The 26,505-nt window shown below is 39.5% G+C and carries 27 protein-coding genes; 20 read left to right on the top strand and 7 right to left on the bottom strand.

Annotation, left to right across the window (positions count from 1 at the left end):
• The first annotated feature begins 5 nt into the window (after positions 1–5).
• From PSN35_RS00425 to PSN35_RS00440, 4 genes are read left to right on the top strand one after another with little or no spacing between them, the layout of a single operon-like run.
• Positions 6–1,187 carry an NnrS family protein gene (locus tag PSN35_RS00425; RefSeq protein ID WP_300028175.1) on the top strand — a complete coding sequence of 394 codons (1,182 nt, stop codon included), beginning with the start codon at positions 6–8 and terminating at the stop codon, positions 1,185–1,187.
• Positions 1,187–1,618, top strand: coding sequence for a hemerythrin domain-containing protein (locus tag PSN35_RS00430; protein ID WP_300028177.1), 432 nt, complete (start codon positions 1,187–1,189; stop codon positions 1,616–1,618). Before PSN35_RS00425 ends, PSN35_RS00430 begins: the two co-directional genes overlap by 1 nt.
• Positions 1,615–2,958 carry a VWA-like domain-containing protein gene (locus PSN35_RS00435; protein WP_300028179.1) on the top strand — a complete coding sequence of 448 codons (1,344 nt, stop codon included), beginning with the start codon at positions 1,615–1,617 and terminating at the stop codon, positions 2,956–2,958. The genes PSN35_RS00430 and PSN35_RS00435 overlap by 4 nt, the downstream gene beginning before the upstream one ends.
• Positions 2,959–2,960: 2 nt before the next feature.
• Positions 2,961–3,275, top strand: a complete 315-nt coding sequence (locus PSN35_RS00440; protein WP_300028181.1) for a rhodanese-like domain-containing protein — start codon at positions 2,961–2,963, stop codon at positions 3,273–3,275.
• On the opposite strand, the gene rlmB is transcribed toward PSN35_RS00440, so the two are convergent.
• The 3 genes from rlmB to PSN35_RS00455 are packed head-to-tail and all read right to left on the bottom strand — an operon-like array spanning position 3,267 to position 7,148.
• Positions 3,267–4,010 (bottom strand): 23S rRNA (guanosine(2251)-2'-O)-methyltransferase RlmB, encoded by a 744-nt coding sequence (gene rlmB, locus PSN35_RS00445; RefSeq protein ID WP_300028182.1) that lies wholly within the window; start codon positions 4,008–4,010, stop codon positions 3,267–3,269. The two genes, PSN35_RS00440 and rlmB, sit on opposite strands and share 9 nt — an antisense overlap.
• Before the next feature lie 2 nt (positions 4,011–4,012).
• Positions 4,013–4,900: a peptidylprolyl isomerase gene (locus PSN35_RS00450; protein WP_300028183.1), complete on the bottom strand. Its 888-nt coding sequence runs from the start codon at positions 4,898–4,900 to the stop codon at positions 4,013–4,015.
• A 1-nt stretch (position 4,901) separates the two neighbouring features.
• The gene (locus tag PSN35_RS00455; RefSeq protein WP_300028185.1) at positions 4,902–7,148 is read right to left on the bottom strand and encodes an LPS assembly protein LptD; all 2,247 of its coding nucleotides are present in this window, start codon (positions 7,146–7,148) and stop codon (positions 4,902–4,904) included.
• Positions 7,149–7,219: 71 nt separating this feature from the next.
• On the opposite strand from PSN35_RS00455, the gene hflK reads away from it, so the two are divergent.
• From hflK to nhaA, 6 genes are read left to right on the top strand one after another with little or no spacing between them, the layout of a single operon-like run.
• The gene (gene hflK / locus PSN35_RS00460; RefSeq protein WP_300028187.1) at positions 7,220–8,383 is read left to right on the top strand and encodes an FtsH protease activity modulator HflK; all 1,164 of its coding nucleotides are present in this window, start codon (positions 7,220–7,222) and stop codon (positions 8,381–8,383) included.
• Positions 8,383–9,240: a protease modulator HflC gene (gene hflC, locus PSN35_RS00465; protein ID WP_300028189.1), complete on the top strand. Its 858-nt coding sequence runs from the start codon at positions 8,383–8,385 to the stop codon at positions 9,238–9,240. Before hflK ends, hflC begins: the two co-directional genes overlap by 1 nt.
• 6 nt (positions 9,241–9,246) lie before the next feature.
• Complete coding sequence (locus tag PSN35_RS00470) at positions 9,247–10,200, top strand: ATP phosphoribosyltransferase regulatory subunit (protein WP_300028191.1); 954 nt, start codon at positions 9,247–9,249, stop codon at positions 10,198–10,200.
• Between the two features lie 37 nt (positions 10,201–10,237).
• Positions 10,238–11,557, top strand: coding sequence for an adenylosuccinate synthase (locus PSN35_RS00475; RefSeq protein ID WP_300028193.1), 1,320 nt, complete (start codon positions 10,238–10,240; stop codon positions 11,555–11,557).
• A 3-nt stretch (positions 11,558–11,560) separates the two neighbouring features.
• The gene (rnr, locus tag PSN35_RS00480; RefSeq protein ID WP_300028195.1) at positions 11,561–13,753 is read left to right on the top strand and encodes a ribonuclease R; all 2,193 of its coding nucleotides are present in this window, start codon (positions 11,561–11,563) and stop codon (positions 13,751–13,753) included.
• Positions 13,754–15,085 (top strand): Na+/H+ antiporter NhaA, encoded by a 1,332-nt coding sequence (nhaA, locus tag PSN35_RS00485; protein ID WP_300028198.1) that lies wholly within the window; start codon positions 13,754–13,756, stop codon positions 15,083–15,085.
• A 55-nt stretch (positions 15,086–15,140) separates the two neighbouring features.
• Here nhaA and ilvD read toward each other — a convergent pair whose 3' ends face one another.
• On the bottom strand, positions 15,141–16,835 hold the full coding sequence (gene ilvD / locus PSN35_RS00490; RefSeq protein ID WP_300028200.1) for a dihydroxy-acid dehydratase: 1,695 nt from the start codon (positions 16,833–16,835) through the stop codon (positions 15,141–15,143).
• A 64-nt stretch (positions 16,836–16,899) separates the two neighbouring features.
• Here ilvD and PSN35_RS00495 point away from each other — a divergent pair, with 64 nt between their 5' ends.
• Entirely contained in the window at positions 16,900–17,340 is a 441-nt protein-coding gene (locus PSN35_RS00495; RefSeq protein ID WP_300028201.1) for a GNAT family N-acetyltransferase, read from the top strand.
• A complete protein-coding gene (gene rnt, locus PSN35_RS00500; protein WP_300028203.1) occupies positions 17,340–17,936 on the top strand; it encodes a ribonuclease T in 597 nt (198 codons plus the stop codon). Before PSN35_RS00495 ends, rnt begins: the two co-directional genes overlap by 1 nt.
• Here rnt and PSN35_RS00505 read toward each other — a convergent pair.
• Genes PSN35_RS00505 through PSN35_RS00515 form a run of 3 tightly spaced genes read right to left on the bottom strand, consistent with a single transcriptional unit; the run spans position 17,918 to position 20,176 of the window.
• Positions 17,918–18,829 carry a biotin-dependent carboxyltransferase family protein gene (locus PSN35_RS00505; protein WP_300028205.1) on the bottom strand — a complete coding sequence of 304 codons (912 nt, stop codon included), beginning with the start codon at positions 18,827–18,829 and terminating at the stop codon, positions 17,918–17,920. The two genes, rnt and PSN35_RS00505, sit on opposite strands and share 19 nt — an antisense overlap.
• Positions 18,826–19,509 carry a 5-oxoprolinase subunit PxpB gene (gene pxpB, locus PSN35_RS00510; protein ID WP_300028207.1) on the bottom strand — a complete coding sequence of 228 codons (684 nt, stop codon included), beginning with the start codon at positions 19,507–19,509 and terminating at the stop codon, positions 18,826–18,828. Before pxpB ends, PSN35_RS00505 begins: the two co-directional genes overlap by 4 nt.
• Positions 19,502–20,176 (bottom strand): 5-oxoprolinase subunit PxpA, encoded by a 675-nt coding sequence (locus PSN35_RS00515; protein WP_300028209.1) that lies wholly within the window; start codon positions 20,174–20,176, stop codon positions 19,502–19,504. The genes pxpB and PSN35_RS00515 overlap by 8 nt, the downstream gene beginning before the upstream one ends.
• 40 nt (positions 20,177–20,216) lie before the next feature.
• Here PSN35_RS00515 and PSN35_RS00520 point away from each other — a divergent pair, with 40 nt between their 5' ends.
• From PSN35_RS00520 to PSN35_RS00555, 8 genes are all read left to right on the top strand, one after another.
• Positions 20,217–21,134 (top strand): DUF808 domain-containing protein, encoded by a 918-nt coding sequence (locus tag PSN35_RS00520; RefSeq protein WP_300028229.1) that lies wholly within the window; start codon positions 20,217–20,219, stop codon positions 21,132–21,134.
• A gap of 61 nt (positions 21,135–21,195) precedes the next feature.
• Positions 21,196–21,846, top strand: a complete 651-nt coding sequence (locus PSN35_RS00525) for a dUTP diphosphatase (protein WP_300028230.1) — start codon at positions 21,196–21,198, stop codon at positions 21,844–21,846.
• A 6-nt stretch (positions 21,847–21,852) separates the two neighbouring features.
• Positions 21,853–22,800, top strand: coding sequence for a MoxR family ATPase (locus PSN35_RS00530; RefSeq protein WP_300028231.1), 948 nt, complete (start codon positions 21,853–21,855; stop codon positions 22,798–22,800).
• Positions 22,801–22,809: 9 nt separating this feature from the next.
• Positions 22,810–23,622, top strand: a complete 813-nt coding sequence (locus tag PSN35_RS00535) for a DUF58 domain-containing protein (protein WP_300028233.1) — start codon at positions 22,810–22,812, stop codon at positions 23,620–23,622.
• The gene (locus tag PSN35_RS00540; RefSeq protein WP_300028235.1) at positions 23,622–23,981 is read left to right on the top strand and encodes a hypothetical protein; all 360 of its coding nucleotides are present in this window, start codon (positions 23,622–23,624) and stop codon (positions 23,979–23,981) included. Before PSN35_RS00535 ends, PSN35_RS00540 begins: the two co-directional genes overlap by 1 nt.
• Positions 23,974–24,867, top strand: a complete 894-nt coding sequence (locus PSN35_RS00545) for a VWA domain-containing protein (protein WP_300028237.1) — start codon at positions 23,974–23,976, stop codon at positions 24,865–24,867. The genes PSN35_RS00540 and PSN35_RS00545 overlap by 8 nt, the downstream gene beginning before the upstream one ends.
• Positions 24,849–25,799 (top strand): VWA domain-containing protein, encoded by a 951-nt coding sequence (locus PSN35_RS00550; RefSeq protein WP_300028238.1) that lies wholly within the window; start codon positions 24,849–24,851, stop codon positions 25,797–25,799. Before PSN35_RS00545 ends, PSN35_RS00550 begins: the two co-directional genes overlap by 19 nt.
• Positions 25,796–26,398, top strand: a complete 603-nt coding sequence (locus PSN35_RS00555; RefSeq protein WP_300028239.1) for a tetratricopeptide repeat protein — start codon at positions 25,796–25,798, stop codon at positions 26,396–26,398. The genes PSN35_RS00550 and PSN35_RS00555 overlap by 4 nt, the downstream gene beginning before the upstream one ends.
• Positions 26,399–26,505: the final 107 nt, after the last annotated feature.

Below are 26,505 nucleotides of genomic sequence, written 5' to 3' on the forward strand. Positions count from 1 at the left end.
CAATTATGATAAATTTAAACCAAAATACTGAATACACAACCAAGCCCATATTAAGATTGGGCTTTAGGCCTTTTTTCTTTGCCTCAGGCGTAATTGCCGTGTTAGCCATGCTAATGTGGATGGTATTTTATCCCTCATTAATTTTAATTAACAATGCTAATCCGATTGATTGGCATGCACATGAGATGATCTTTGCCTACGCCTCAGCAGTTAGTATTGGGTTTTTACTCACAGCCAGTAAAAACTGGACTGGCGTACAAACCATCTACAACAAGCCGTTGTTAGCCTTGTTAACGGTGTGGATTGCAGGGCGCTTTCTGCCTTTTATTGCCAATGAGTATTTAATTTATCAGGCAATCGTTGATACCAGTTTTTTAATTCTATCAACCCTTGCTGTTGCTTGGCCAATTATCAAAGCCAAAAACTGGAACAATGTTAGTATTGTCGCTAAATTATTACTACTCGCTGCAGCTCATGTTGTATTTTATTTAGGCTTGTTAGGGATGATTTCAAAAGGGGTCTATATTGGTATTTATCTAGGCTTTTATCTAATCATCAGCCTGCTATTTATGATGTCTAGACGTTTATTGCCTTTTTTTATTGAGCGTGGATTAGGCTTGCAAACCGAACTTAAAAATTCTAAATTACTTGATTTGGCGTCTTTATTTTTATTTTTAGCCTTTATGATTGTTGAGGTGTTTTTTCAAAGTCTTGTCTCAACTACACTTGCCGGATTATTGTTTGTTATTCATGCAATCAGAATGGTGAATTGGTATCACCCAAAAATTTGGACAAAATCACTATTGTGGAGTATCTACCTGGCATATGGGTTATTAACCTTGGGTTTTGCGCTGCATGTAATTTCATATTTTTTCAACATGATGCCTAACATCGCAACCCATAGTTTTGCTTTTGGTATGGCGCTGATGACCCTTAGTATGATGGCACGTGTGTCACTTGGACACACAGGGCGTAATGTGTTCCAACCGCCTAAACAACTGCATGTTATGTTCGGCTTATTAACGCTTGCATTTGTTAGTCGAGTGTTGCTAGTTTCAGCTTTCCCTCAACACTATGCTAACTTGATTTTCATTTCACAACTATTGTGGATTTCAGCCTTTAGTTGGTTTGTGGTAATTTATACACCGATGTTTTTTAAAGCAAGAGTTGATGGGCAATTTGGCTAATGAAAATAGCAGATGAATTACTCACTTTAACCCGAGAACATCACACAGCATTATCTTTGGGTAACAAATGTGTGAATGCGCTCAAAGCTCAAGATACTAATTTGATTAGCGAATTATGCTTAAAAATTTCACAAAATTTCAAAATGGACTTTCATCAGCATTTTGAGACTGAAGAATCGACAATCTTTGCCTTTTTGAGTGAAAAATCAGCTGATTTAGACCAGTTATGCGCCCAATTAACCCAAGAACATCAACAATTGTACGATTTGGCTAATGATTTAGTCAAAAATCCGCAAACCTTAGAAAAATTTGGCAAATTATTAAAATCACACGCTAGATTGGAAAATCGACAATTATTTCCCAATATTGATCTACTGTCAGCCGCTGAACGACAGTGCATTTTAGAATCTAGCCTTAAGCATTCGTCATGAGCGATTCTGACTATCCTTATTGGCAAGAGTCTTCTCTAACACCTGAGGCAAAAATCGAGGTGATTGGCGAAGACGTTATTATTGATAATAATGAAGATGATGTTGATTTAGAAGCGGTTGAAGCCAAATTAACCAAAGCACGAACGCAGCTTATTTTGGACAAGCCTTTTTTGGGCAATTTAGTTTTAAGACTACCCTTAAAAGCGGCAGGATCATGGTGCCAGACCAGTGCGACTGACGCTAAAAGCTTTTATTACAACCCCAGCTTTATTGAAAAACTAGACAATCACCAAACTAAATTTGTTTTAATTCATGAGGCATTGCACTGTGCACTCACACACTTTGCTCGGCGCGGCACTCGTGATAAGCACAAGTGGGATTTGGCCTGTGATTTTGCCATTAATCCATTATTAGTCAAAGAAGGTTTTAGGCCGCCACTGGATGTGCCAATTTTTAATAAATACGACAGCATGATTGCGGAAGAAATCTATCCAATGATTGATGATAGTATCGACACTGAGCCGATGGATCAGCACCTGTATGATGACAACCCTAAAGACGACGCTGATAAATCAGATGGTGGTATGCGTGAAGATTCTTTAGAGGGTCGAGAAGATCAGTCAGAATCCGCTAGTGGCAAAAATAACCCCACTCAAGGCAACACCAACTCCGGTGATTTGGCACAACAACCGTCGCCATTAACGCCGGATGAAATGCAGAATTTAAGTGCAGAGTGGCAAAAAAATCTCGCTTCATCAGCGCAATTAGCTCAACAAGCAGGAAAATTAGACGGAGAGTTTGCCAAATTAATTGATTTTTTCTTACAGCCTCAGCTGTCTTGGCAATCATTATTAGCGCAATACATGTCAAGCTTAGCGCGAGACGATTTCTCTTATGCTAGACCCTCTAGAAGAAGTGGTACGGCAATTCTACCCTCGCTCAGGTCAAGCCAAATTGACATCACTGTGGCTATTGACACTTCAGGCTCTATTTCTCAAGAGGAGATCGATGAGTTTGTTTCAGAAATTAATGCCATTAAAAGCAACATGCGCGCCTCAATTACTTTAATCGCTTGTGATGAAAAGATCAGCCCTGAGTTAATTTGGCGATTTGAGGCTTGGGACGAGTTAACATTTCCAGCGTCTTTAGGTGGCGGCAAAGGCACTAACTTTAACCCGGTGTTTGATTACCTAGAGCAGCAAGACTCTAACTCTAGTGTACTTATCTACTTTACCGATGCCAAAGGCAAGTTCCCTGAGTTTGAGCCTAGTTACCCAGTTATGTGGCTGGTTAAAGGCAAAGAACCCATTCCTTGGGGCTCAAGAATCCAGTTAAATTAATCATGCAAGATTTAACCCCAATAGCGCTTCAGGCCCATCTAAAAAATCATTCTCCTCTATTATTGGATGTAAGAGAACAGTGGGAATGGGATAAATGCCATTTTGATACAGCGCGATTATTACCCATGGGGCAAATTATGGCAAATGTTGATAGTCTTGATAAAACAGCAGAAGTAGTAGTTTTTTGCCACCACGGCATTCGCTCTATGCAAGTGGCGCGTTATTTTGAAATGCTAGGGTTTGAAAAGGTGATTAATTTAAAAGGTGGTATTGACGCTTGGGCTAAAACGATTGACGATTCAATGAGCTTATACTAACCGCTGACGACTAGCCTCAAATAAGCTAATACCTGTGGCAACTGATACATTTAAACTTTCCACATTACCTTGCATGGGAATCAGTGCCAATTGATCACAAGATTGCTTGGTTAACTTACGTAAACCCTTGCCTTCAGTGCCCATAATCAGTGCAGTAGGTGTGGTTAGATCAATTTGATAAATTGAGGTTTGGGTGGAGCCATCCAAACCAACCACCCAGATATCTTCTTGCTGTAAGGCTTTAATGGTTCTAGCTAAGTTAGTTACCTGGAAGATTTTTAACTGATTTAGTGCGCCTGCTGAGGTTTTGTGCACTAAGGCGTTAATCGGTGCTGAGCCATCTTTATTAATCACCACACAATCAACACCAGCAGCATTAGCACTGCGCAAACAAGCGCCCAGGTTTCTAGGGTCTTGAATAGAATCTAAAATCAAAATAAGCCCTGCATGATCCAGTTTGGAAACATAGGTAATCAGCTCATCTTGATTGGGCAGGGTGGGTAGTAGTATTTCTGCCGCCACACCCTGGTGAGTTTGGTTTTTAGTTAATTTATCAAGCTGTTGCTTGTTGGATTTCTCTACTCGAATGCCCAGTTGGCTTAACTGTGCGTTAATTTGTCCAATGCGCTTATCATTACGATTATCCAAGGTAAATACTTTAACAAAACCTTCGGGCGCCGCCTCAAGCTGAGCTTGTATGGCATGAAAGCCAAAAATAGTAATGGTTTTAGACATGATTAAAGCTTATGGTCAAAGATTTCAATATAGGCATCTTGTCTGAGTTTATTAATCCAACTCTTAAAATAAACATTTTCTTTTTGACGCATGAGTGCCGCCTTGATATTGCGTAAATGCTGATCCACTTCACGGCTTTCAATAACCTTAATCAAACGCCAGCCATTGCCAACCTTAAACGGCTTAGAGGCCTCATTAAGCGCCAAACTGTCAATAACATTGGTAAATTCTTTGGGAAGGCGACTGCTGACCAGCCAGCCTGACTCACCCCCATTTTTGTAAGATTCATCCTGAGAATGTAGCTTAGCCATCGCAGAGAATGACTCACCTTGCTCAATTTTATTGGCCAAATCAGTTAAAAAATCTTTTATCAATTCATCTTCAGATTGTAACAAAGAGTCAGTTTTATCAATACTGCTAATGGCAATTTGCGCAATGCGAATTTGCTTAACTAAGTCATTTTCACTAGCTGGATTATCCGTTAACGCTTGATCAATTTCCACTTGAGTGAGTGATAACTTTGCCTTGCTGTTAATCAATTCTTTCAGGGCGTTTAGCGACAGCTTTTGCTTAATATCTTTCATCACGCGGCCAAAGGCTGAACTAGCCTGAAGCTGTTTAAGGCTTAATGAATTTTGCTGGGCAACACGCTTTAACATATTGTTAATAGCCAAAGGGTTTGGCTTAATGCCCAGTTGCGTTACTTTATCCATTTGCAGCACTGTATCTATTTGATGGTTAACCGCTGCTAATTTTGCCGCTTTAGAATTAGCTTTTACAGTAATCGCATCATAAGTGATCAATTCATCATTCACAATCGCAACAATACTATTGGGCGCCGCCACAACATTTAAAGAAATGACTAATGCCAATAAAGGAAGTTTTTTCATATTATAAATTGTCTAAATCTGCTAAATAATTTGGCACTTCATCTTCAAGACGTCTGGCTAAACTCGGTGATGTGGTTGCCAAGCCTTTAAGCACTAACTCAAAGTTAGTGACGTAATCATAGTCATTATTGCCCATGTACTTCTTAAAGTGCGCTAAACGCAGTGCCCAGCAGCAAGATTCATAAGCAATACCGGTGGTTTCTTTATTAGTGATTGAATCAGTGACAGACCTGTTAACACCTGCAAATACATGGATATTTTGCGTAACAGGGTATGCACCATATATTTCGGCCGTTTTATTGGTTCCGTCGTAATGATGCGCCAAAGTTAAGAATTTTCTTGGATTAAGAATATAGCTCATTGAGCTGTCACGCTTGTCAATTTTGTTGGTTTCTGGATCGTACTCTAAAGAATTATTAAAGCTAAAGTTATCAAAGCTTGCATTGGCCGATAGGGCTATATCTGAATATTTTCTCGTACCACCATTAGTGGTTATAGCATCACCATAAAAAGTTTGTGCAGACTTTAAGCTTAAGTAAGTTTCACCGGTTTCTTCATCAATGAAGTCTGATTCCAAACCGGCGGTTAAATCGTTGGCTTTTCCAATTCGATCAATACCAGTATATTTCTTGCCTGAGAACAAGCCCTCATACGAATTACTTTTACTTTCGGAGTCAAAATTAACACTTGGATCAGCTTTACTTGGTGTGTAATTGTAAGCCAATCTTGGGGTTAGAGTTTGAATCAAATCTGTACCAAATAAATTAATCTCTCGCTCTAAGAATAATTTAGAATCAAGACCGGCGCTATAAATTGAACGTGACTCATCAGCAGCATTATCAAGTGCATAATCCGTTGTTGATACACTTAACTTTGGTGTTAGCGAGTAAGCGTTGGTGGCAATAGATCGGCTAAAGTCAGCCTGTGCATGAGTTCTAACGCCTGTTTTTTTGTCAGATGTGTTGCCGTCTTTATGCTTAAACTTGGTACTTGCCAATGATAAATCCATTTGGCGACCGTCTAGCCCTGCAAAGCCTTTTGAAATTGATAACTCAGGTGCTCTGGTGTACTTCGCGCTACCACCATTAATCAATTGCTCACTCTCGGCAAATACAGCAGCGTTCAAATTATTTTCATCGTCACTGTAAGTTAAATCAATGTGTGAGTTAAGTGCTGATGCAGATGTATTAGTATGTGCAATATCTTTAAAATAATTTTGATCAGAGACACGCTTAGTGCTAATACTTAAGTCAGTATTGGCGTTTAATGCAAGATCTACTTGTGAATTTAACAACCAGCGCTTATTATTAGTAATATCATCCTCATTTAAGTAGTGACCTTCAATTTCAAAACGACCCTCATCGGTATATTGATTAGCAGCGATTAGTTGACGATACTTACCCTCTACAACACTACCGCGACTAGACAACTGATTAAGCGTTAACAAGAAATCACGATCTGGGGCGATATTAAAATAATAAGGAATTCTAACTTGGTAGTTATTATCATTGCCAGCAACTGACTCATCATAGCTACCAAATCCAGGTGCTAAAAAGCCAGATCCACGACCTTCAAGTACCCATTCATGGTGTGGCGCATAAAACACTGGAACGCCTAAAAATTCAACCACCACATCGCTAGCAACACCGCGATTGGTATCAGAGTTAAGCGTAATTTGATCCGCCTTCATTTGCCAATCAGTATTGCCTAGTGGGCATAAAGAATACGCAACAGAATCAAACACTTGCTCTGTACCATCATTACTAACTTGTCCGGCCTGGCCGTTTATTTTACTCTCGGGGTAGTGGAATTTAACCTGCTCTAAAGTTGTGTAAGTTCTGTCACCTTGCTTTTTAACGACTGCACGATCACCCACAAACATTAACTCATGATCTTGATAGCTCACCTGACCTTTGGCTGTAGAAGTTTTATCAGATTTTTTAATTACCACTTCATCGGCTGCTAAATAATAATCACGCGAATTAAGCGATACATTGCCTGTCAATAAGTAAGTATCGCTTTTAGTGATCTCGCTGCGCTCAGCCAAGACGTCTAATGCATCAGAATTACTTAAAACTTGTTTAGGAAAGAGTAGGCGGGAGTCTTGGCAGTTAACCCCATAGTCTTGAGCACTAACACCGGCAGAAAACAAAATCAATGAACACAGGGCAAGTGGCTTTTTCATACGAGCAATCGGTTTTTCAAATTCATTTATTTTAACACCAACCAGTGAATAAATAGCCAGCATATATTAGTTACATAGCGCTGTGTTTATTTGGGTAAAATAACTCAGGTTTTAATAATAATGGAAGCATATAAATGGCTTGGAACGACAATAGTAACAATCAAAATCCTTGGGGTGGCGATAACCAAACACCACCTGAATTGGACGAGGTGATTAAAGAATTTAAAAATAAATTTAACGGTGCATTCGGCTCAAAGAAATCTGGCGATAACACCACCCCGCAAGCACCCAAGGGAAGTGTTAAATTTATTGTAATGGTTGCCGTGCTGGTTTGGATGTTATCAGGCATCTATATTATCGATCCAGCCGAAAAAGGTATTGTATTGCGCTTTGGTGCCTTTCAAGAAGAAACTGGTCAAGGTCCTCATTGGCACCTGCCGTTTCCGATTGAAACCGTTAATCGCATTAACGTAGAGCAAATTAGAACCGCAGAAATTGGCTATCGTAATGTAGTTAAAGGCAGTCGTCGTATGGGTGGTAATGTTTCTTCGGAATCAATCATGCTAACCAAAGACGAAAACATGATTGATGCAAAGTTTGCAGTTCAATATAAAGTCAATGATGCACAAGCCTATTTATTTAATGTGGCCAATCCAGACACAACACTTCGCCAGGTGGCTGAAAGTGCGATTCGCCAGGTTGTTGGTAAAAATACCATGGATTACATTCTAACTGAAGGTCGTGTTAATATTGCTGATAGCATTAAAGAGCGCTCTCAAGAATTGCTTGATTTATACAAAACTGGTTTATTTATTACCACCGTTAATATGCAAGATGCACAACCACCTGAACAGGTGCAAGCAGCATTTTCTGATGCAGTTAAAGCGCGTGAAGATAAGCAACGTTTAATTAACGAAGCGCAAACTTATGCCAACGATATTTTGCCAAAATCTCGTGGTTTGGCAGCAAGACTATTAGAAGAATCTAGAGCTTACAAATCAGAAGTTGTGTCAAAATCTGAAGGTGAATCAGCTCGATTTAATCAAATCTTAGCAGAATATGAAAAAGCGCCAGAAGTTACTAGAGAGCGTCTATATCGTGAAACCATGGAGGGTGTATTAGCTGCTACCAGTAAAGTAGTAGTTGATTCAAGCGCCAATTCAATGATGTATTTACCCATTGATAAATTAATTAGCGCCAAACAATCTAACACTCAAATTACTATTCAAGAATCAGCCGGACAGGCAGAAAACCCGAATAATGTTAGAAATGTTTTCCGTAACAGAGGAGTAAGATAATGCAAAAATTAGGATTAATTATTGTTGCAGCAGCGTTCTTTGTTTTAAGTTCAGCGCTTTATACCGTAGACGAAACTCAAACAGCCATCAAATTACGCCTAGGTGAAATTGTTAGTGTTGAAAAAGAACCGGGTCTTAAATTTAAAATGCCATTTGTTAATAACGTGGTTAAGTTTGATGATCGTGTACAAACATTAGATGCGCCTTCAGAGCGTTTTTTAACCGGCGAAAAGAAAAACGTTATTGTTGACTCGTATGTCAAATGGCGCATTGTTGATGCAGAGCAGTTTTATAAGTCAACCGGTGGTAATTTAGCCCGTACTAACAATCGTCTAGCTCAGATCATTAAAACCGGCCTTAAGAGTGAGTTTTCAAAACGCACCATTGCTGACGTTGTCTCCGGTGAGCGTAGCGAAATCATGAGCAACATTGCCACACTAGCCAAAAAAGACATTAGTGAATTTGGTATTGAAATTGTTGATGTGCGTATTAAGCGTATTGACTTGTCTCAAGAAGTATCAAACTCTGTTTATCGTCGTATGCAAGCAGAACGACAGCGTGTGGCTAAAGAGTTTAGATCAAAAGGTGCAGAAGAGGCCGAAGTTATTCGCGCAGCAGCTGACAAAGAAAGAACCATTATTCTAGCGGATGCTTACCGTGATTCAGAGATTATTCGAGGTGAAGGTGATGCAATATCAGCAAGCAATTACGCTAAAGCGTATAGTAAAAATGCTGATTTTTATTCATTCCACCGTTCATTAGAATCGTACAAAAAATCATTTTCTAATCAAAATGACATTATGGTGTTAAACCCAAATACGGAGTTTTTCCGTCACTTCAATCCAGCCGTTAAATAAAGCATTATGAACACCTGGCAGCTACCTGAAGGCATTGATGAACTAACGCATGATCAAGCATTAACGTTTGAACTATTGCGTCGCTCATTGATCGATCTATATACTGATAAAGGCTATGGACTAGTTATTCCACCAATGGTGGAGCATGTTGATTCGTTACTATTAACCAGTGATGCGGTTAATGAAAAAACCTTTAAATTTTTAGATCCGGCCAGTGGCAAAATGTTGGGTGTTCATGCGGATATTACCCCGCAAATTGCCCGAATTGACGCAAAGCGTGCCAGTAACAATATTGAGAAATATTGCTACATCAATGCCATTTTGCAAACCAGTGCAACGGATTTTTACGATTCTCGCTCGCCCATTCAGGCGGGTGCAGAGTTGTACGGCTCGCACGATATTAGCGCTGATGTTGAAGTGATTAGCTTAATGCTTGAAAGTTTAAAGTTATTGTCAATTGATCAAGTTGTGATTAGCCTGGGCAATGTTGCTATTTTTGACGCTTTAATTGAAAGTGAAAATATGACAGAGGCTCAGGCTAACGAGTTGCGACAGATTTTTGCACATCGTTCAACGCCTGATTTGGACGTCTTTGTTGCTAACACAACCTTGGTTAACGCCGATTTATTCAAAGCGCTTATGGCGCTTGAGGGTGATGCTAATGTACTTAATCAAGCAATGGATTTGTTTAACGCTTTTCCAGCAGCACAAGCAGCGATTAAAGACTTGCAAGCCATTGATCAACAACTTCAAGATCAAGGCGTTCAGCTTCATTATGATTTAGCTGAACTACAAACCTATGAATATCATACAGGCGTGGTATTCTCAGCTTATAACGAGAACTACTCTAAGGCACTCGCTCAAGGTGGTCGTTATAACGGCATTGGTGAATCATTCGGCCAATCAAGAGCAGCCACAGGATTTTCATTTGATTTGAAATTTTTATCTCAATCAAAATAACCATTATTAAAAACACATTAAATAGTTAGGAATTAGTATGTCAAAAAATGTAGTAATCATCGGTACACAATGGGGCGATGAAGGAAAAGGAAAAATTGTTGATTTAATTACCGACAAAGTATCTAGCGTTGTACGCTTTCAAGGCGGACATAACGCAGGCCACACCTTGGTAATCGATGGTCAAAAAACAGTACTACATTTAATTCCATCAGGCATCTTGCGTGATAATGTTGAGTGTTTAATTGGACATGGTGTTGTGCTATCTATGTCGGCCTTAATTAAAGAATTAGGCGAACTGGATGAAGCAAGCGTTGACGCACAGTCACGCTTAAAAATCGCCCCAGGCTGTCCACTAATTATGCCGTATCACGTAGCGCTTGACAATGCTCGTGAAGCTAAGCGTGGCAAGGCTGCTATTGGCACAACTGGTAACGGTATTGGGCCAGCCTACGAAGATAAAGTTGCACGACGCGGGCTACGCGTGGGTGACTTACTTGATCTTGAGACTTTTGCTGACAAGTTAAAAGATGTGATGGAATATCATAACTTTGCACTCACTAACTACTACAATGCACCAGCACTAGAATTTGACGCAGTGTTAGCTGAAGCCTTAGAACAAGCCAAAACTGTTATTCCAATGATTACTGATGTCACTGAACAAATCCATCAACACATCGCTAACAATGAAAATATTTTATTTGAAGGCGCACAAGGTGCGTTATTAGATATTGACCAAGGTACTTATCCATTCGTAACCTCATCAAACACCACGTCAGGTGGCGCAGTCACAGGCTCAGGTGTGGGTGTCACAGACATCGACTATGTATGCGGTATTGTTAAAGCCTACACCACTCGTGTTGGTGGCGGCCCATTCCCAACAGAGTTGGTTTATGATGTTGCCATTGACGAAGGTGACGCCATTGGCAAGGTGTTAGGCACGGTAGGTCATGAGTTTGGTGCAACCACTGGTCGTCAGCGTCGTTGTGGCTGGTTAGATATGGTTACCCTTAATCGCTCATTAAAACTAAATGCAGTAACAGGTATTTGTCTAACCAAGCTAGACGTGCTTGATTCATTAGATAGCATTAAAATTTGTACTGGCTATACCCTAAATGGCAAGCTAACCACAACACCACCATATGATGCACAAGGTTACGCCGATGCGCAGCCAATTTATACTGAAATGCCAGGTTGGAACACATCAACCATTGGTACCGATTCTTTTGATTCACTACCAATTGAAGCACAAAACTACATTCGCAAAATTGAAGAACTCTCAGGCTTGCCAATCGATATTTTATCAACCGGACCAGATCGAAACGAAACTCTGATCCTAAACAATCCATTTGAAGAGTAATTTATGAGTCGCGACCCGCACCAAAAAAGAGAAGCTAAAAAGTACGACAATCCCATTCCATCAAGAGAGCACATCCTCTCTTTTTTCAAAAAAAATAAATCATTATCAAAATATGATTTATTTGATCTTCTAGAAGTTGAAGGTAAGCAGAAAAAACCACTAACACATCGCCTTAAGGCAATGGTGCGTGACGAACAACTAGATTATAACAAAGACGGTGATTTTGTAATTTTTGATCCAAATGCGGGCATTAAAATTGGTACAGTTGTTGCCAATCCTAAGGGTTTTGGCTTTTTAAAACTGGAAGAGGGCGGTCGCGATTTGCGCTTAAATTCACGCCAAATGCAGCTGGTATTTCACGGTGATAAAGTCAAGGCTCGCTTAATTAGCAAGCGTGGTGATGCCAAAATTGTTGAAGTGCTAGAAAGCGTTAAAACCGTGGTGGCACGTCTACATATTAATGAAGATAGCAGCGCTTACGCTGTTGTTGATGACAAACGCATTCGCAACAACATTAACATCCCAAAAATTACCAATGAAAACACTAACGAACAAATTGTTATTGTTGAAATTACCAAATCACCAACATTCAAATCATTAGCAGAAGGTAGAATTATTCAAATCTTAGGCTCGTACATGGATGAAGGTGTTGAGACTGATGCCGCACTTTATCGCAACGGCATTCCTGTAGATTTTTCAGAAGAAGCGTTGGCGCAAACTGCCAAAATCCCTGCCGAAGTTACTACTGCTGACAAGCAAGGTCGCAAAGATATTACTGACATGAAGTTAGTTACTATTGACGGTGAAGATTCTAAAGACTTTGATGACGCAGTATTTGCTGAGTCTACAGATAACGGTTGGAAATTAGTAGTGGCCATTGCTGACGTATCTCACTATGTTGCAGAAGGCACTGCACTGGATAATGATGCGATTGAACGAGGCAATTCAGTATACTTCCCGCGCCGTGTGGTGCCAATGCTGCCTGAGGCTTTGTCAAATGGCCTATGTTCGATTAATCCGGGTGTTGAGCGCCTATGTATGACCTGTGAAATGAACATCGATAAAGAGGGAAATTTGCTTGATTACACGTTCTATCCAGCAGTAATGTTTTCACATGCACGCTTGACTTACACCAAAGTAAGTCAAATTTTAGAACATGACGATCAAGCCTTAAAAGCAGAATATGCACCAGTACTTGATAACCTTAACGACTTATACGATTTATACAAAGTCTTAAAAGCTGCTAGAACCAAGCGTGGCGTAATGGATTTTGATCGTATTGAGTCGCAAATTCTATTTAATGACAATGGCAAGATTGACAACATTATTGCCCGATCTAGAAACGATGCACACAAGCTAATTGAAGAATGCATGCTAATGGCCAACCAAGCAACCGCTAAATTCTTAGGCGAAAACAAGGAAGACTTCTTGTACCGAATTCACCCGAAACCAACGGCTGAAAAAGTAGAGGTAACCCGTCAGTTCTTAACTGCTGTTGGCCTAACTCTAGAGGGTGGCGATCAGCCAGATTCCAAACACTTTGCTAAAGTATTAGAAGATGCCAAAGGCCGTGATGATGAAAACATCATTAAGACCGTGGTACTTCGCACCATGAAACAAGCGGTATATACGCCAGCTAACGAAGGCCACTTTGGTTTAGCATTTGAAGATTACACACACTTCACTTCACCAATTAGAAGATACCCAGACCTTCTTGTTCATCGCGCCATTAATCGTGTGCTGAATAAGAAAAAGCCATCATTTGTAGGCAAGCTAGTTAACAAAGTCCTAGGTGGAAAAGAGAAAAAACCATCCAAGAAGATGATTGAGCTAGGCACAAATTTATCAGTGACCGAGCGTCGTGCTGACGAGGCTTCACGCGATGTTGAGCAGTGGCTTAAATGTGAATACATGCGTGACAAAGTCGGTGAGACTTTTAACGGGGTTATCTCGGGCGTTGCCGGCTTCGGTATCTTTATCGAGCTTACTGAAGTATTTGTCGAAGGCATGATTTCCATTCGTGACCTAAAAGACGATTATTACAATTTTGATGATATTCATCATCAACTCAAGGGCGATCGTACCGGCAAGGTATTCACCCTAGGTGACACCATTAAAATCCAAATTGCCTCGGTTAATTTGGACGATAGACAAATGGTATTCATCCCCGCTCCAGATGCAAAAGAAGCTGAATAGATGAAGTTATACGCTCCATGGGAAAAAGCCTTTAAAAGGATTTCAACACCTTTTGAGCATTTTATTCATGCCCAAACCACAACGGGCAAGATTTTAATGTTTATGACGATATTGGCATTAATTTTAGCCAATACTCCCTTATCAGAAAATTACGCAGATCTATTCCATACAAAAGTAGATTTTAATGTCGGCTCATGGAAATTATCACATACCATCCATCATTGGATAAATGATGGGCTAATGACTTTATTCTTTTTTATTATCGGACTGGAAATAAAAAGAGAAATTTTGGTGGGTGAACTTTCAAACATAAAAGTTGCTATTTTGCCTATTTTAGCCGCTATTGGCGGCATGGTTTTTCCTGCATTAATATATTTAGGTATTAATGCAAATGAAGTAGGGGCTGGCGGCTGGGGGATACCCATGGCAACAGACATTGCATTTGCAATTAGTGTATTGGTGCTATTAGGTAAGCGAGTGTCTACCGCGCTGGTAGCCTTTCTAGTGGCGCTTGCTATTGTTGATGACCTTGGCGCTGTTTTGGTGATTGCCATTTTTTATACTGATCAAATTCATATGTTGCCACTGGTTTTATCCGGTGTTACTTTTTTAATTTTAATTGTATTTAATCGTTTTGGCATACACATGATTTTGCCTTACTTTATAGTGGGTGCATTTATGTGGTTCTTTGTGCTTGAATCAGGTGTTCATGCCACTATTGCTGGTGTTATTGCTGCTATGGCAATACCCTTAAAGCCAAAACAAACCTCTTTAAATTTTTCTAAAGACACTAAAAAACTACTAGATGATTACGACAAATACCCGATGTGCGAAAGCCATATGTTGCATGAAAATCAAAAAGCCATTTTAACCAATATACAAGATAGAATTAATGCCGTAGGCTCTCCAGCTGCCCGATTAGAGCATGGCCTACATCTGCCGGTAGCTTTAATTGTTATCCCTTTATTTGCACTGGCTAATGCTGGTATTGCAATAGACTTTAATTCTATTGGTGGTGTTATTATTGAGCCAATATCAATGGGTATTATTGCCGGCCTCATCCTGGGAAAGGTAATTGGAATATTTGGAGTCTCTTGGCTGGCCATCAAGTTAAAAATTGCCAAATTGCCCGATCAAAGCAGTATGAGTCAAATTTTTGGCGTTGCACTTTTGGGCGGCATTGGCTTTACCATGTCTATATTTATAGCAGATCTAGCATTTTTAAATACGCCTGAGCTTATTTTTCAAGCAAAAATAGGTATTTTATCAGCCTCGCTATTTGCGGGAATCTTTGGATTTCTATGGCTTAAATATGTCGCTAAAAAGAATTAAAAATCCTCTTAATAAATGACATAAAAAAAGGAGGATTTCGCCTCCTTTTTAATGTTTAATCCAACTCAGTTCTAAGCATGGCGCCATTACTAGCGTTCCTAACCAGGAGTCGATACTGTTGTAACCATTTAGAGCTTAAAGTTTTTTTAATTGGTTTAAAGTTAGCTTGACGCTCGGCAATCTCTGCATCAGATAAGTTAACACTCAAGATGTATTCGTCCACATCAATATGAATTTCATCACCATCTTTAAGTAGGCCAATCATGCCGCCTTCAGCCGCTTCTGGTGACACATGACCAATTGAAGCACCACGCGTCGCGCCTGAAAAGCGTCCGTCGGTAATAAGTGCAACTTTATCACCCAAACCCATACCCATAATCAGTGAAGTAGGGGCAAGCATTTCTTGCATGCCTGGACCACCTTTAGGGCCCTCATAGCGAATGACCACCACATTGCCCGCCTCAACCTTGCCAGATTTAATGCCGTCAATCGCATCATCTTGAGAATCAAAACACACAGCTGTTCCGGTAAAGACTCGATCGCCTGTAATACCTGCTGTTTTAATGACCGCACCTTGCTCTGCCAAATTACCATACAAAATCGCCAAACCACCCACTTTAGAATACGGGTTGTCAATGGTATGAATAATATTAGTGTCTTTAATTTCAGCACCAGATATTTTTTCATATAAGGTTTCACCACTAATGGTTGGGTTGTCAATCAACACCTCACCACGTTTGTTCATTTCATGCATCACCGCATTCACACCACCTGCAGTATTAATATCTTCCATGTGCACGGTTGAAAGTGATGGCGAGATCTTAGCAATGTGTGAGACTTTTTTGCTAATTTTGTTAATATCACTCAGCTGGAAGTCAGAGTTAGCCTCTTGTGCAATCGCCAACATATGTAGCACTGTATTAGAGCTGCCACCCATCGCCATATCCACCGCAAAAGCATTTCGAACTGCATTATCATTTAAGATGTTTTGCATGTTGAATTGATCGCGATCTGCTTTGTTTTCCATTAAGGCAATTTCACAAACACGGCGCGCTGCTTGACGATACAACACCTCACGCTCAGGCGTTAGTGCCAAAATTGTGCCATTACCCGGCAGAGCAATACCCATTGCCTCCATTAGTGTGTTCATTGAATTAGCAGTAAACATACCTGAGCAGCTACCGCCACTAGGGCAAGCGTTACACTCAATATCTTTTAATTCTTCGTCGGAAATTTTTCCAGTTTCGTGCTTGCCAACCGCCTCAAAAGCAGTGGCCAAATCAATGGCAGTGCCATCTTTGGTAAAGCCTTTTTTCATCGGTCCACCTGATACAAATACGGTTGGCACGTTAACACGTTGCGCACCCATAATCATGCCGGGAACGATTTTGTCACAATTTGGGATGGCGATCATGGCGTCTAACTTATGCGCATTCATCACAGTTTCAATTGAGTTAGCAATCAACTCTCGTGAAGGCAATGAAAACAACATGCCGTCATGGCCCATGGCGATACCATCATCCACACCAATGGTGTTGAATTCAAACGGCACACAACCCGCAGCACGAATCTCATCTTTAATGATAGCTGCCACCTTATCTAAGAAATAATGCCCTGGAATAATTTCAATAAATGAGTTGGCAACACCGATAAAAGGCTTATCAAAATCCTCGTCTTTTAGCCCAGTTGCACGCAACAATGAACGGTGTGGCGTTTTGTCATAACCTTTTTTTACTGTATCACTTCTCATTTTCTTGTTTTCGAATAAATAAAATTTAAATTTTAGACTAAAATGGGCGTCTCTCATTAAAGTTTTGAATGCACATATTGTGGATAAGGCCAGTCAAATTCTAACATTAATCCAGCCCTTTGTTGACGAGGGTAAGATTTTGCCCAGAGATAAGCATGAGATTGAGCAACATATTGATGACTTTGTTTTGCTCTTTGACAACAACCAGCTCATCGCTTGCGCTGGCCTTAAAGATTGTCAAGAGGGCGCTATGGGTGAGATTTATTCACTTGCTGTGGCGCAGAATTTGCAAAATACCGGGCTTTCTAGTCAGTTACTAACCAAGATACTAGCTCAAGCCAAACAGCGTCAATTTTCAAAAATTTTCGCACTCACCAAGTTTGGCACAGATTGGTTTATCAAACATGGCTTTACTCAAATGCAAATAGCCGATCTTCCAAGCAAACGTCAACAATATTTCAATCATGAGCGCAATTCTTCTATTTTTTTCAAAGAGGTTAACTGATGCAAATTAACGAGCGCATTCGTGGCTATCTACCGGTTGTAATTGATATTGAAACCGCAGGTTTTAACCATCAAACCGATGCCATGCTTGAAATCTGCGCAGTAATTATTGGTATTGACGACACTGGTAAATTCTATTCAAAAGAGCCGCAGCATTTTCACATCAACCCGTTTAAGGGTGCTAATCTAGAGCCGGCAGCATTAAAATTTAACGGCATTGATGTGAATAATCCACTACGTGGCGCAATTGATGAAAAACTCGCGTTAAACGATATGTTTAAAACCATTCGCAGTGAAATGAAAACGCAGGATTGCACGCGCTCAATTCTAATCGGGCATAACGCATTTTTTGATCTAAACTTTTTATACGCAGCCAGTGACAGATCCAAGCTTAAAAACCCTTTTCATCAATTCTCAACCATTGATACGGTTAGCTTATCAGCACTGGCTTATGGTGAAACGGTACTGGCAAAAGCCATTGCTAAAGCTGGCATTGAGTTTGATAATGCACAAGCGCATTCAGCACTTTACGACACAGTTAAAACGGCTGAATTGTTTTGTCAAATTTTTAATAATTATCAGTTTGGCGAAATCTGAAAAAATTGATTAAACTTTAAGCGCTGTTTCTGCGCTTGATGAATGTCCATTAACTCAAACTTAAGTTTTGTCTGTGGCTGTTTTTGTGCAAGCTTCGCTAAGTCTAATGAAAACACCGTGCCGATCTTAGGATAGCCACCAATGGTTGGCGCATCTTTTAATAAAATAATTGGCAAGCCGTTCGTGGCAATTTCCACACTGCCATAACTCATCCCTTCAGAAATCATTTTCTCTTGCTCGAGCGCAATAGGCGCACCATCTAGTCGACACCCAGTACGATCATTAGCATTGGTAATTTGATAGCTTTGATTAAAAAACAAAGCCCTTTGAGCCTCACTAAACTCAGCATACTGATAACTAGGCAATAATCTTAATACAATGTCTTGGTTGTAATTCGGAATGTATTGAGGTGCAACAAAATGATCCAACTCAAGCGAAGAGCTTTCACAGTCTAAAATGTCATTTTCTGCTAACTTTGAGCCAATATTTTCACGTAGATTAACCGATCTAGAATCAAACAAAATAGGGGTTTTGAACCCACCTTTAACGGCTAAATAAGTACGTATGCCACGCTTTGGCAACGCCCAGCTCAGTACATCACCCTGATTAACTTTTACACTATGCCAAATTAGTGCAGCTTGGTCATTAATTTTAAAATCAAGATCAGCGCCACATACACTAATCACCGCATCATCAAGTGCCTCAAGTTCAACACCACCAAAGGTTATCTCTAAAACCGCATCATTAAAATCATTCTCAAGCAAATGATTGGCCCAGCAAAAAGCATGCTCGTCCATCACCCCTGATTGACTCATGCCATGCGCACCATGCGTTGTTCGCCCATAATCTTGAACAGTGGTTAGAAACCCTGGCTTAATAACCTTAAAACTCATAACCCACCACCATACTTAATATATTCGTCACGAGTAATAGGGTAGAACTTAACCCGATCACCGGTTTTAAACTTGTTTAAGTTGTCTGGATTATTAAGCGACAAATCCAACAAAGTTCGCCCAATAATATTCCAGCCACCTGAAGAATCAGTCGGGTAGATGGCGGTCTGCGAATCAGCAATACCAACACTACCTGCAGGTATCTTAATTCTCGGTGTAGCTAAACGTGGCGCCTGAATGCGTGAATCAACCTCGGCCAAAAAAGCAAACACCGGGCTAAAACCAATCGCATGCACTAAATATTCTTGCGAACTGTGAATGTCAATAAACGCTTCTAGTGTTAACTCTTTTTCAGCCAGTAGTCGCTCCAAATCAAGCCCAGTTTCAAATCCATAATAAACCGGGATGTGAATCAGCTCAGAGCGCTCAACAGCACTAGAAAAATCAAACCCACTCAACAGGCGCTCAATATCAGCCGCAAACTTAAGATAATTAGTTTTGCCAAGATCGTAACTCACCAGCAATGAAGTATAGGCCGGTGTTAAATCAATAATTAACTCAGAAAACTCGATTTTTAAGGCATTTGCAAAATTTGCGATATTTTTAGGCAAGCGCGCATCAATCTTATCGCCAAAATAAATAAGGATTGAGTTTTCACCTGCTAGTGTAACTTTAACCATGTTTAAGCACCTTTAATGCCTCAACAGAGGCTGGATTGTCACTATGAAAGCAAATTGTATCAATTTTTAGATTTGTATCGGCTGAAAATCGCTGATATTGCTCAATAATGGCTTGCGGATTATCCAAAACCGCCCCTGGCTCACCTCTGGCAATCATATACATGCCTTTATAGCCCCGATCGGCAAATACTTCGTGCAAAAATCCGCCATTGTTAAAATTTTCGAAATTTTTAAAATGCGCCTCATTGCCTGCTTGCACTATCAAAGCCAAATTTGGATCAGTCTCAGCAATTACACGGCACATCACCTCAAGCACCAATTGATTATGCGTCATATCATGATACAAAGCACCATGTGGCTTAATATATTCAAGCTTAACGCCTTGCTGATGACAAAGCGTTTGAAAATAAACCACCTGATCATGAATCAAATTGTACAAATCCTCAGCACTTAAATCATGACTAATTCGACCAAAATTTTCCTTATCAGCATAGCTTGGATGAGCGCCAATTTTGACATTATTCTGTTTCGCAAGTTGAATGGTGTTAACCATACTTTTATCATCACCCACATGCCCACCACAAGCAATATTAGCCATGCCAATCAGTGGCATAACATCTGCATCAGGATTGGGCGACAAACATTCCCCAAGATCGCAATTAATCATTAACATATGGATAAATTATAAAGCAATCAAGATTGGAAAAATGCCCGGATTAATTAGCTATATTGGTGCACTTGCTGATGACTTATCAGCGGTTGCCACTAAGGTGTCAGCAGGTGCAATTGATGACATTGCCAACCAAACTGCCAAATCACTATCTAAAACAGCTGGTATTTTGATTGACGATACAGCCACCATTCCTCAATACGTCAGCAATACAGCAGCTAAGCGTGAACTACCGGTTATTTGGAAAATTACCAAAAAATCATTACGCAATAAGGCGCTAATGATTCCGATCGCTATATTGATCACTTACTTTGCACCTTGGATTATGGCGCCAATATTGATACTGGGCGGTTCCTATTTAGCTTACGAAGGCACTGAATCTTTGGGTGAAAAATTAGGATTAATCAAAGCCCACAAACTCACTCATGAGCACTCTATGCCCGACACGCAAGATCTAAGTGCTGCTGAAGATCAAACTGTTAATTCAGCCGTTAGAACTGACACCATCCTTTCAATTGAAATTATCGCTTTAACCATTGCCTCGGTTGCAACTGAACCCCTTACAACACAACTAGGTGTATTAGTTATTGTTAGCCTAATCGCTACTTTTGCCGTATACGGCATTGTTGGCATGATTATCAAAATGGATGACGTGGGTTTTTATCTAATAGAAAAACAAAACAACCTGTATAGAACACTGGGAAGCCTACTGATTAAAGCCATGCCAAAAGTATTGAAATCTCTAGGCTGGATTGGCATGATTGCAATGCTTATGGTGGGTGGCTCAATCATCATTCATAATGTTGAGCAATTGCATTTTCTGGCTAATTTAGGTGCCCAATTAACAATAATACCGCAAATAGCCATCACACTTATTATTGTGCCAATTTGCATTGCTTTATTGATCGGAATACTAATTACAGGCTTTATAAAACTCACACCATTTCAAGCTTAAATTGCAAGACTGTCACTATATAATGATGAGCAACGATTGATTTAAAACACCAACTAATTTTATGAATTACATTAAACAAATGTTTGAGTTGCAACAGCAACTTAACGATGCTACGAACGGCACAATTTGGACTGAAGGCGCTACCAAAGAAGGGCGTCAGATTTCATGGTTACGTTGTATTTATATGGAAGCCGCTGAAGCCATTGACTCATTCAACTGGAAGCACTGGAAGGATATTGAAGCCAAACCTGATCTTGATAATGCCAAAGTAGAGTTGGTTGATATTTGGCATTTTCTGATGTCTGAAGCCATTCATTTTGGTGATGCGGGCTTTGCAGAAATTTATAACGATATGCAGCCTGAGCGTGACACTGATCCTGAAAAATTGGTGGAAATTTTAGAAAAAATGATTGCCACTGCAGCAAGTGCTAATGTTGACCAATCACAAAATTCTTTATACCAATTATTTGCCTTGTTTTTCCAGGCCATTGCACACATGGAAATGGATGTACCTGAGCTTTACAGGCGCTATTTGGTTAAAAACCAGCTTAATACATTCAGACAAGATCACGGCTATAAAGATGGCTCTTATGTGAAGATGTGGGGCGAGGTTGAAGATAACGTAATTGCCTTTAATATCATGGATGATAATCCAGAATTCACATCCGAACAGCTTTACGAACAACTAGAATCAGCCTATCCGGCTAAGTAGTCCCAGATGTCCGTCATGATCGAAGCCATAAAATCCGAGATTCAAAAAGTTATTATCGGTCAAGAAAGCTTAGTTGATAATTTATTGATTGGGCTGATTTCTGGTGGGCATATCTTGGTAGAAAGTGTACCAGGACTGGCAAAAACTACAGCAATCAACACACTGGCAAAAGCACTGGGCATTGACTTTAAGCGCATACAGTTTACTCCTGATTTATTACCTAGTGATTTAACGGGTTCGCAAATATACAATCCAAAAAGTGGCGAATTTAGCATTAAGCAAGGGCCAATTTTTACTAACTTATTACTGGCTGATGAAATTAACCGTTCGCCTGCTAAAGTGCAATCGGCACTGCTAGAAGTTATGGCTGAAAAGCAAGTGACCATTGCCAATGAGAGCTTTAAAATTGATGAACCGTTTTTAGTGATGGCTACACAAAACCCTGTTGAACAAGAGGGCACTTATCAGTTGCCTGAAGCTCAGCTTGATCGTTTTATGCTCAAAACAACTCTGGACTACAATACACCAGAAGAAGAGCTGGAGGTTGTTAACCGAGTGGCAGTTAACGGATTTGAAACGGTTAATCAAGTGGCCAATATTGAAGATATCAACGAGCTACGTTTAGCATTTAATCAAGTGCATATGGATGAAGCGGTTAAGCAATACATTATTGAAATTGTGTTTGCAACGCGCTATCCAGAAAATTACGGTTTATCTGACATTAAAGAACTGATTGAGTTTGGTGCCAGTCCAAGAGCCAGTATTGATTTATTTAAGGCCAGCTGCGCCAAGGCGCTTATACGCGGCAATGATTTTGTCACCCCGCTTGATATTGCCAGTGTGGTAATCGAAGTATTACAACATCGAATTGTGCTTAGCTATCAGGCGCAAGCTCAAGGGGTTGATGCACAATCAATTATCCAGAAAATACTCAAGGCAATCAAAACGCCTTAACTTGCCATTATGTTAGCTCAAGAGATTCTACTGCGTGCTAAAAAATGTGTTTTTACCAATAAATCAGCAGGAGCGTTATCCAAAATACGCGGTGACGGCCTAGATTTCTGTGAAATTCGACCTTATGAAGCAGGCGATGACATTCGCAAAATAAACTTTAGTGCCAGTGGCAAAACTGGCGAACTGCAAACCAATATTTTTAACGAAAACAAACAAATTAACGTGGTGATCTGCATCATGCTTTCCGGTAGCTTGCATTTTGGCTCTCAGCGCTTAAAAAGCGAACTGATTGCTGAAATAATTGCCTTGCTGAGTTGCTCTTCTATACGCCAGCACAATCAAACAAAATTAGTGTTTTTTAATCAAAAACAACAATACGAATACCAGCTTAAACACACTGGCGATGTGCTAAATATGATTGAAAAAATACTTGCCTGGGATTTGTTAACCATTCAATCTAATTTTAAATCATTGGATGATTACTTATTGCAGCAAGCGAAATCAATGGTATTTATTATTGGCGATTTTTATCAGCAGTTTGATTTTTCTCGCATCGCTCATAAACATCAAGCTAACGCGCTAATGGTTCGTGACAAACTTGAGGAAAGCCCTAGGTTTGCAGCAGAGTTAGATTTGGTAAGCGCCTCAGATAACGTTAGTATTGAGGCCAATATGAATAAACAATTAGCCTTGAAATTTAACCAAAAACTACAACAACTTGATGATCAGCTTATTAATCAGTGCATGATACATGGCATAAATATTGGCAAACTTTATACGCATGATGATGCCTTTATAAGGCTCAGTCAGTTGCTACATTAATGAAAGGCTTAAAAGACATTAAACCGTTAGTTAATATTGAGGATGGCTCACTGTTTGTTACTGCCAGCTTAATACTAGCATTGCTATTAATTATTGGCTTTAGCTATTGGAAGTTTTTTAAATCAACGCAAGACAGGCGCATCGCAGTAGCTTTAGAGAAATTACACAACCTTGATTTTTCTAATAGCAAGGAAACTGCTTATACGTTTAAGCGTTATGCACACGTTGTATCTAATGCAGATAACACCAATCAGCTTAATCAAATTAACCACGAATTAGCCCAGTATAAATACAAACCACAGGTGGCTGAACTTGACCCAGCCCTGGTGCAAAAAATTAAGGCATTTATTCATGTTTAGCTTTGAATACCCTTATGTATTGTTGATTATCTTGCCTAGTGCAGCCTGCCTGTTTTTGTGCAAAGAGAAAAAACGCGCTATTTATTTTCCAAATGTCGCTCTGGTGAGTAGCTTGGCCAGATCCAAGCAAATACTGCTTAATAGCTTAAGACTCTGTATTCTTAGCTTAATCATCATTGGTCTCGCTAGCCCAATTAAAACCGAACAAATTATATTAGACAATACCCAGGGTCATGAAATATCCATTATCTTGGATGCCTCGGGTTCAATGGCCAGTCATAACAAATTTACCATTGTTAAAGAAATTATTGCTGATTTTATTGCCAAGCGAACTACTGATAAATTAGCATTAAGCGTTTTTGCTGATTTTGCCTACACCGTTGTACCACTCACTTATGACAAAAAAAGCGTGATTAAAATGCTTAACAATATCGACATAGGTGTCGCTGGTAAGCGCAAAACCGCCTTATATGAGGCGCTATTTTTAAGTGTTAAATTGTTCAACAAATCCAAGTCAAAAGAGCGGATTGCTGTTTTACTCACCGACGGGCGAGACAATACCGACAGCGTCCCTTTAGAAATGGCGATTGAACGCGCCAAAGAAAATCAAATCAAGGTTTATACGGTCGCCGTTGGCGACCCAAGAGATTACAATGGCGACGTATTGAATTACATTGCTCAAAGCACACAAGCAAAGTTTTTTACAGCAAACAATAAACAGGCTATTGAGGCAATCTACCAACAAATTAACCAACTTGAAAAAAGTGATATTAATCTCAATAAATATGAGAAAAAAACCTATTACTTTCAATATCCAATTGGCTTAGCATTGTTATTATTATTGATTTATTTCTGGCGGAAAAACACATGGATTTTGAACAAATAATACCGCTATACCTGCTAATACCAACCGCCTTGCTTTGGTTTTTTATCCATAGCAAAGGCAGCCACATTGAAGATCTTTTTTCTGCTGAAGTGCTAGAAAAAATTAGCTTAAATCGTCATAAAACCACCACCAAAACACGACTTAAGCTGCTGCTAATAAGCTTAATGCTGCTATTATTGGCATTAAGCCAACCCACCCTTAAAGAGGGAGAAATCAAGCTTAATAAACATTTGAGTGATATTGTTGTGGCCATAGATATGTCCAAGTCCATGTTGGCTAATGATATCTATCCTAATCGGTTTGAATTTTCGAAAAATAAACTACTAACCAATTTAGACAAGGTGCTTGATTCTCGCGTTGCAATTTTAGGCTTTGCCAATCAGTCATTCTTAATTTCACCGTTAACAGATGATCTGTCAAGTTTAAAGTTTCTCATTAAAAATCTACGCCTAGATAGCATTAGTCTAACAGGCACTAGCATTGGTAGCATTTTAAAATCAGCCAACGGCTTATTTGATGCAAACTCAACCAAGCAATTGCTATTATTAACAGATGGGGGTGAAGGTGAGGATTTCAGCAATGAAATTGACTTTGCCAACGAGCATGATATTCAAGTGTTTATTTATGATGTATCAACTCAACAGGGTAGTAGCATCCATACTGAAACTGGAATTTTGGAGGATATTAATGGCAATTTAGTTATTGTAAAAGAAAATCTAGCTATTAAACAATTGAGCAAAAAGACTAATGGTAAATATTTAAAATTCTCATTGAATAATGACGATTTGTCAAACTTCATCAACAAATTTAAAACCCTTTCAAGCCAAAAAAATACTACCATTATCCAAAAACGTCAGCTGTTTTACTATCCGCTGATATTGGCACTGCTATTGTTATTCATGGCATTTTTCTCGCTGCCGAAAAAATCATGAAGCTTATTTTTTTATTACTATTGCCTATTAATGCTCAAGCTGGCTTGCTTGATTTTCTTAATATTTATCAAGCAAATACAGCCTACGAACAAAAAGATTTTAAACTTGCTGGTGAAAAATTCGCCGCCGTTGACAATGATTTTGCGCGACTCAATCAGGCTAACAGCTTATACAAACAAGGCTTGTATCAACAATCCCTAGATAAGTATCAGCTCATCAAACACAAGTCATTAGATTTTGATCGTTTGTATAATTCAGGCAATGCTTTTGCTAAATCAGGCAAAATCAATGAGGCGATTGAAAGTTACGAGGCAGCATTAAAAATACGCAAAGATAAAGATGCTGAATTTAATCTAGCATTACTCAAAAAACAAAAAAGAAAAAAATCAAAAAAAAGTAAAGACAAAAAAAATAACAAGAAAGAAAAGTCGCCTCAAAAAAAACCAAAGAAAGGTAAATCTAACAATAAACAACAGCAAAAACAAAAGCTAAGCACCATCAAACAGCAACGATGGGAAAAAGCACTAAACAAAAAACTAAGAACACTAATGATTCCACTAAACCAACCAACAGACAATCATGAACAAAATCCTTGGTAGTTGTTTACTATTACTCAGCATTCCCGCACTAGCCATTAGCAAATCCAGTGTCAACCAATCTTGGTTTTACCCAGGCGATGAAGTTGTTTTGACATTAAGTGCTAACG

This window comes from Candidatus Thioglobus sp. (assembly GCF_028599055.1).
Lineage (GTDB): Bacteria > Pseudomonadota > Gammaproteobacteria > PS1 > Pseudothioglobaceae > Thioglobus_A.

Bases quoted from the DNA above. Each gene is read 5' to 3' on its own strand.
- PSN35_RS00425 (WP_300028175.1), top strand. From the start codon at position 6: ATGATAAATTTAAACCAAAATACTGAATACACAACCAAGCCCATATTA.
- PSN35_RS00430 (WP_300028177.1), top strand. From the start codon at position 1,187: ATGAAAATAGCAGATGAATTACTCACTTTAACCCGAGAACATCACACA.
- PSN35_RS00435 (WP_300028179.1), top strand. From the start codon at position 1,615: ATGAGCGATTCTGACTATCCTTATTGGCAAGAGTCTTCTCTAACACCT.
- PSN35_RS00440 (WP_300028181.1), top strand. From the start codon at position 2,961: ATGCAAGATTTAACCCCAATAGCGCTTCAGGCCCATCTAAAAAATCAT.
- rlmB (WP_300028182.1), bottom strand. From the start codon at position 4,010: ATGTCTAAAACCATTACTATTTTTGGCTTTCATGCCATACAAGCTCAG.
- PSN35_RS00450 (WP_300028183.1), bottom strand. From the start codon at position 4,900: ATGAAAAAACTTCCTTTATTGGCATTAGTCATTTCTTTAAATGTTGTG.
- PSN35_RS00455 (WP_300028185.1), bottom strand. From the start codon at position 7,148: ATGCTGGCTATTTATTCACTGGTTGGTGTTAAAATAAATGAATTTGAA.
- hflK (WP_300028187.1), top strand. From the start codon at position 7,220: ATGGCTTGGAACGACAATAGTAACAATCAAAATCCTTGGGGTGGCGAT.
- hflC (WP_300028189.1), top strand. From the start codon at position 8,383: ATGCAAAAATTAGGATTAATTATTGTTGCAGCAGCGTTCTTTGTTTTA.
- PSN35_RS00470 (WP_300028191.1), top strand. From the start codon at position 9,247: ATGAACACCTGGCAGCTACCTGAAGGCATTGATGAACTAACGCATGAT.
- PSN35_RS00475 (WP_300028193.1), top strand. From the start codon at position 10,238: ATGTCAAAAAATGTAGTAATCATCGGTACACAATGGGGCGATGAAGGA.
- rnr (WP_300028195.1), top strand. From the start codon at position 11,561: ATGAGTCGCGACCCGCACCAAAAAAGAGAAGCTAAAAAGTACGACAAT.
- nhaA (WP_300028198.1), top strand. From the start codon at position 13,754: ATGAAGTTATACGCTCCATGGGAAAAAGCCTTTAAAAGGATTTCAACA.
- ilvD (WP_300028200.1), bottom strand. From the start codon at position 16,835: ATGAGAAGTGATACAGTAAAAAAAGGTTATGACAAAACGCCACACCGT.
- rnt (WP_300028203.1), top strand. From the start codon at position 17,340: ATGCAAATTAACGAGCGCATTCGTGGCTATCTACCGGTTGTAATTGAT.
- PSN35_RS00505 (WP_300028205.1), bottom strand. From the start codon at position 18,829: ATGAGTTTTAAGGTTATTAAGCCAGGGTTTCTAACCACTGTTCAAGAT.
- pxpB (WP_300028207.1), bottom strand. From the start codon at position 19,509: ATGGTTAAAGTTACACTAGCAGGTGAAAACTCAATCCTTATTTATTTT.
- PSN35_RS00515 (WP_300028209.1), bottom strand. From the start codon at position 20,176: ATGATTAATTGCGATCTTGGGGAATGTTTGTCGCCCAATCCTGATGCA.
- PSN35_RS00520 (WP_300028229.1), top strand. From the start codon at position 20,217: ATGCCCGGATTAATTAGCTATATTGGTGCACTTGCTGATGACTTATCA.
- PSN35_RS00525 (WP_300028230.1), top strand. From the start codon at position 21,196: ATGAATTACATTAAACAAATGTTTGAGTTGCAACAGCAACTTAACGAT.
- PSN35_RS00530 (WP_300028231.1), top strand. From the start codon at position 21,853: ATGTCCGTCATGATCGAAGCCATAAAATCCGAGATTCAAAAAGTTATT.
- PSN35_RS00535 (WP_300028233.1), top strand. From the start codon at position 22,810: ATGTTAGCTCAAGAGATTCTACTGCGTGCTAAAAAATGTGTTTTTACC.
- PSN35_RS00540 (WP_300028235.1), top strand. From the start codon at position 23,622: ATGAAAGGCTTAAAAGACATTAAACCGTTAGTTAATATTGAGGATGGC.
- PSN35_RS00545 (WP_300028237.1), top strand. From the start codon at position 23,974: ATGTTTAGCTTTGAATACCCTTATGTATTGTTGATTATCTTGCCTAGT.
- PSN35_RS00550 (WP_300028238.1), top strand. From the start codon at position 24,849: ATGGATTTTGAACAAATAATACCGCTATACCTGCTAATACCAACCGCC.
- PSN35_RS00555 (WP_300028239.1), top strand. From the start codon at position 25,796: ATGAAGCTTATTTTTTTATTACTATTGCCTATTAATGCTCAAGCTGGC.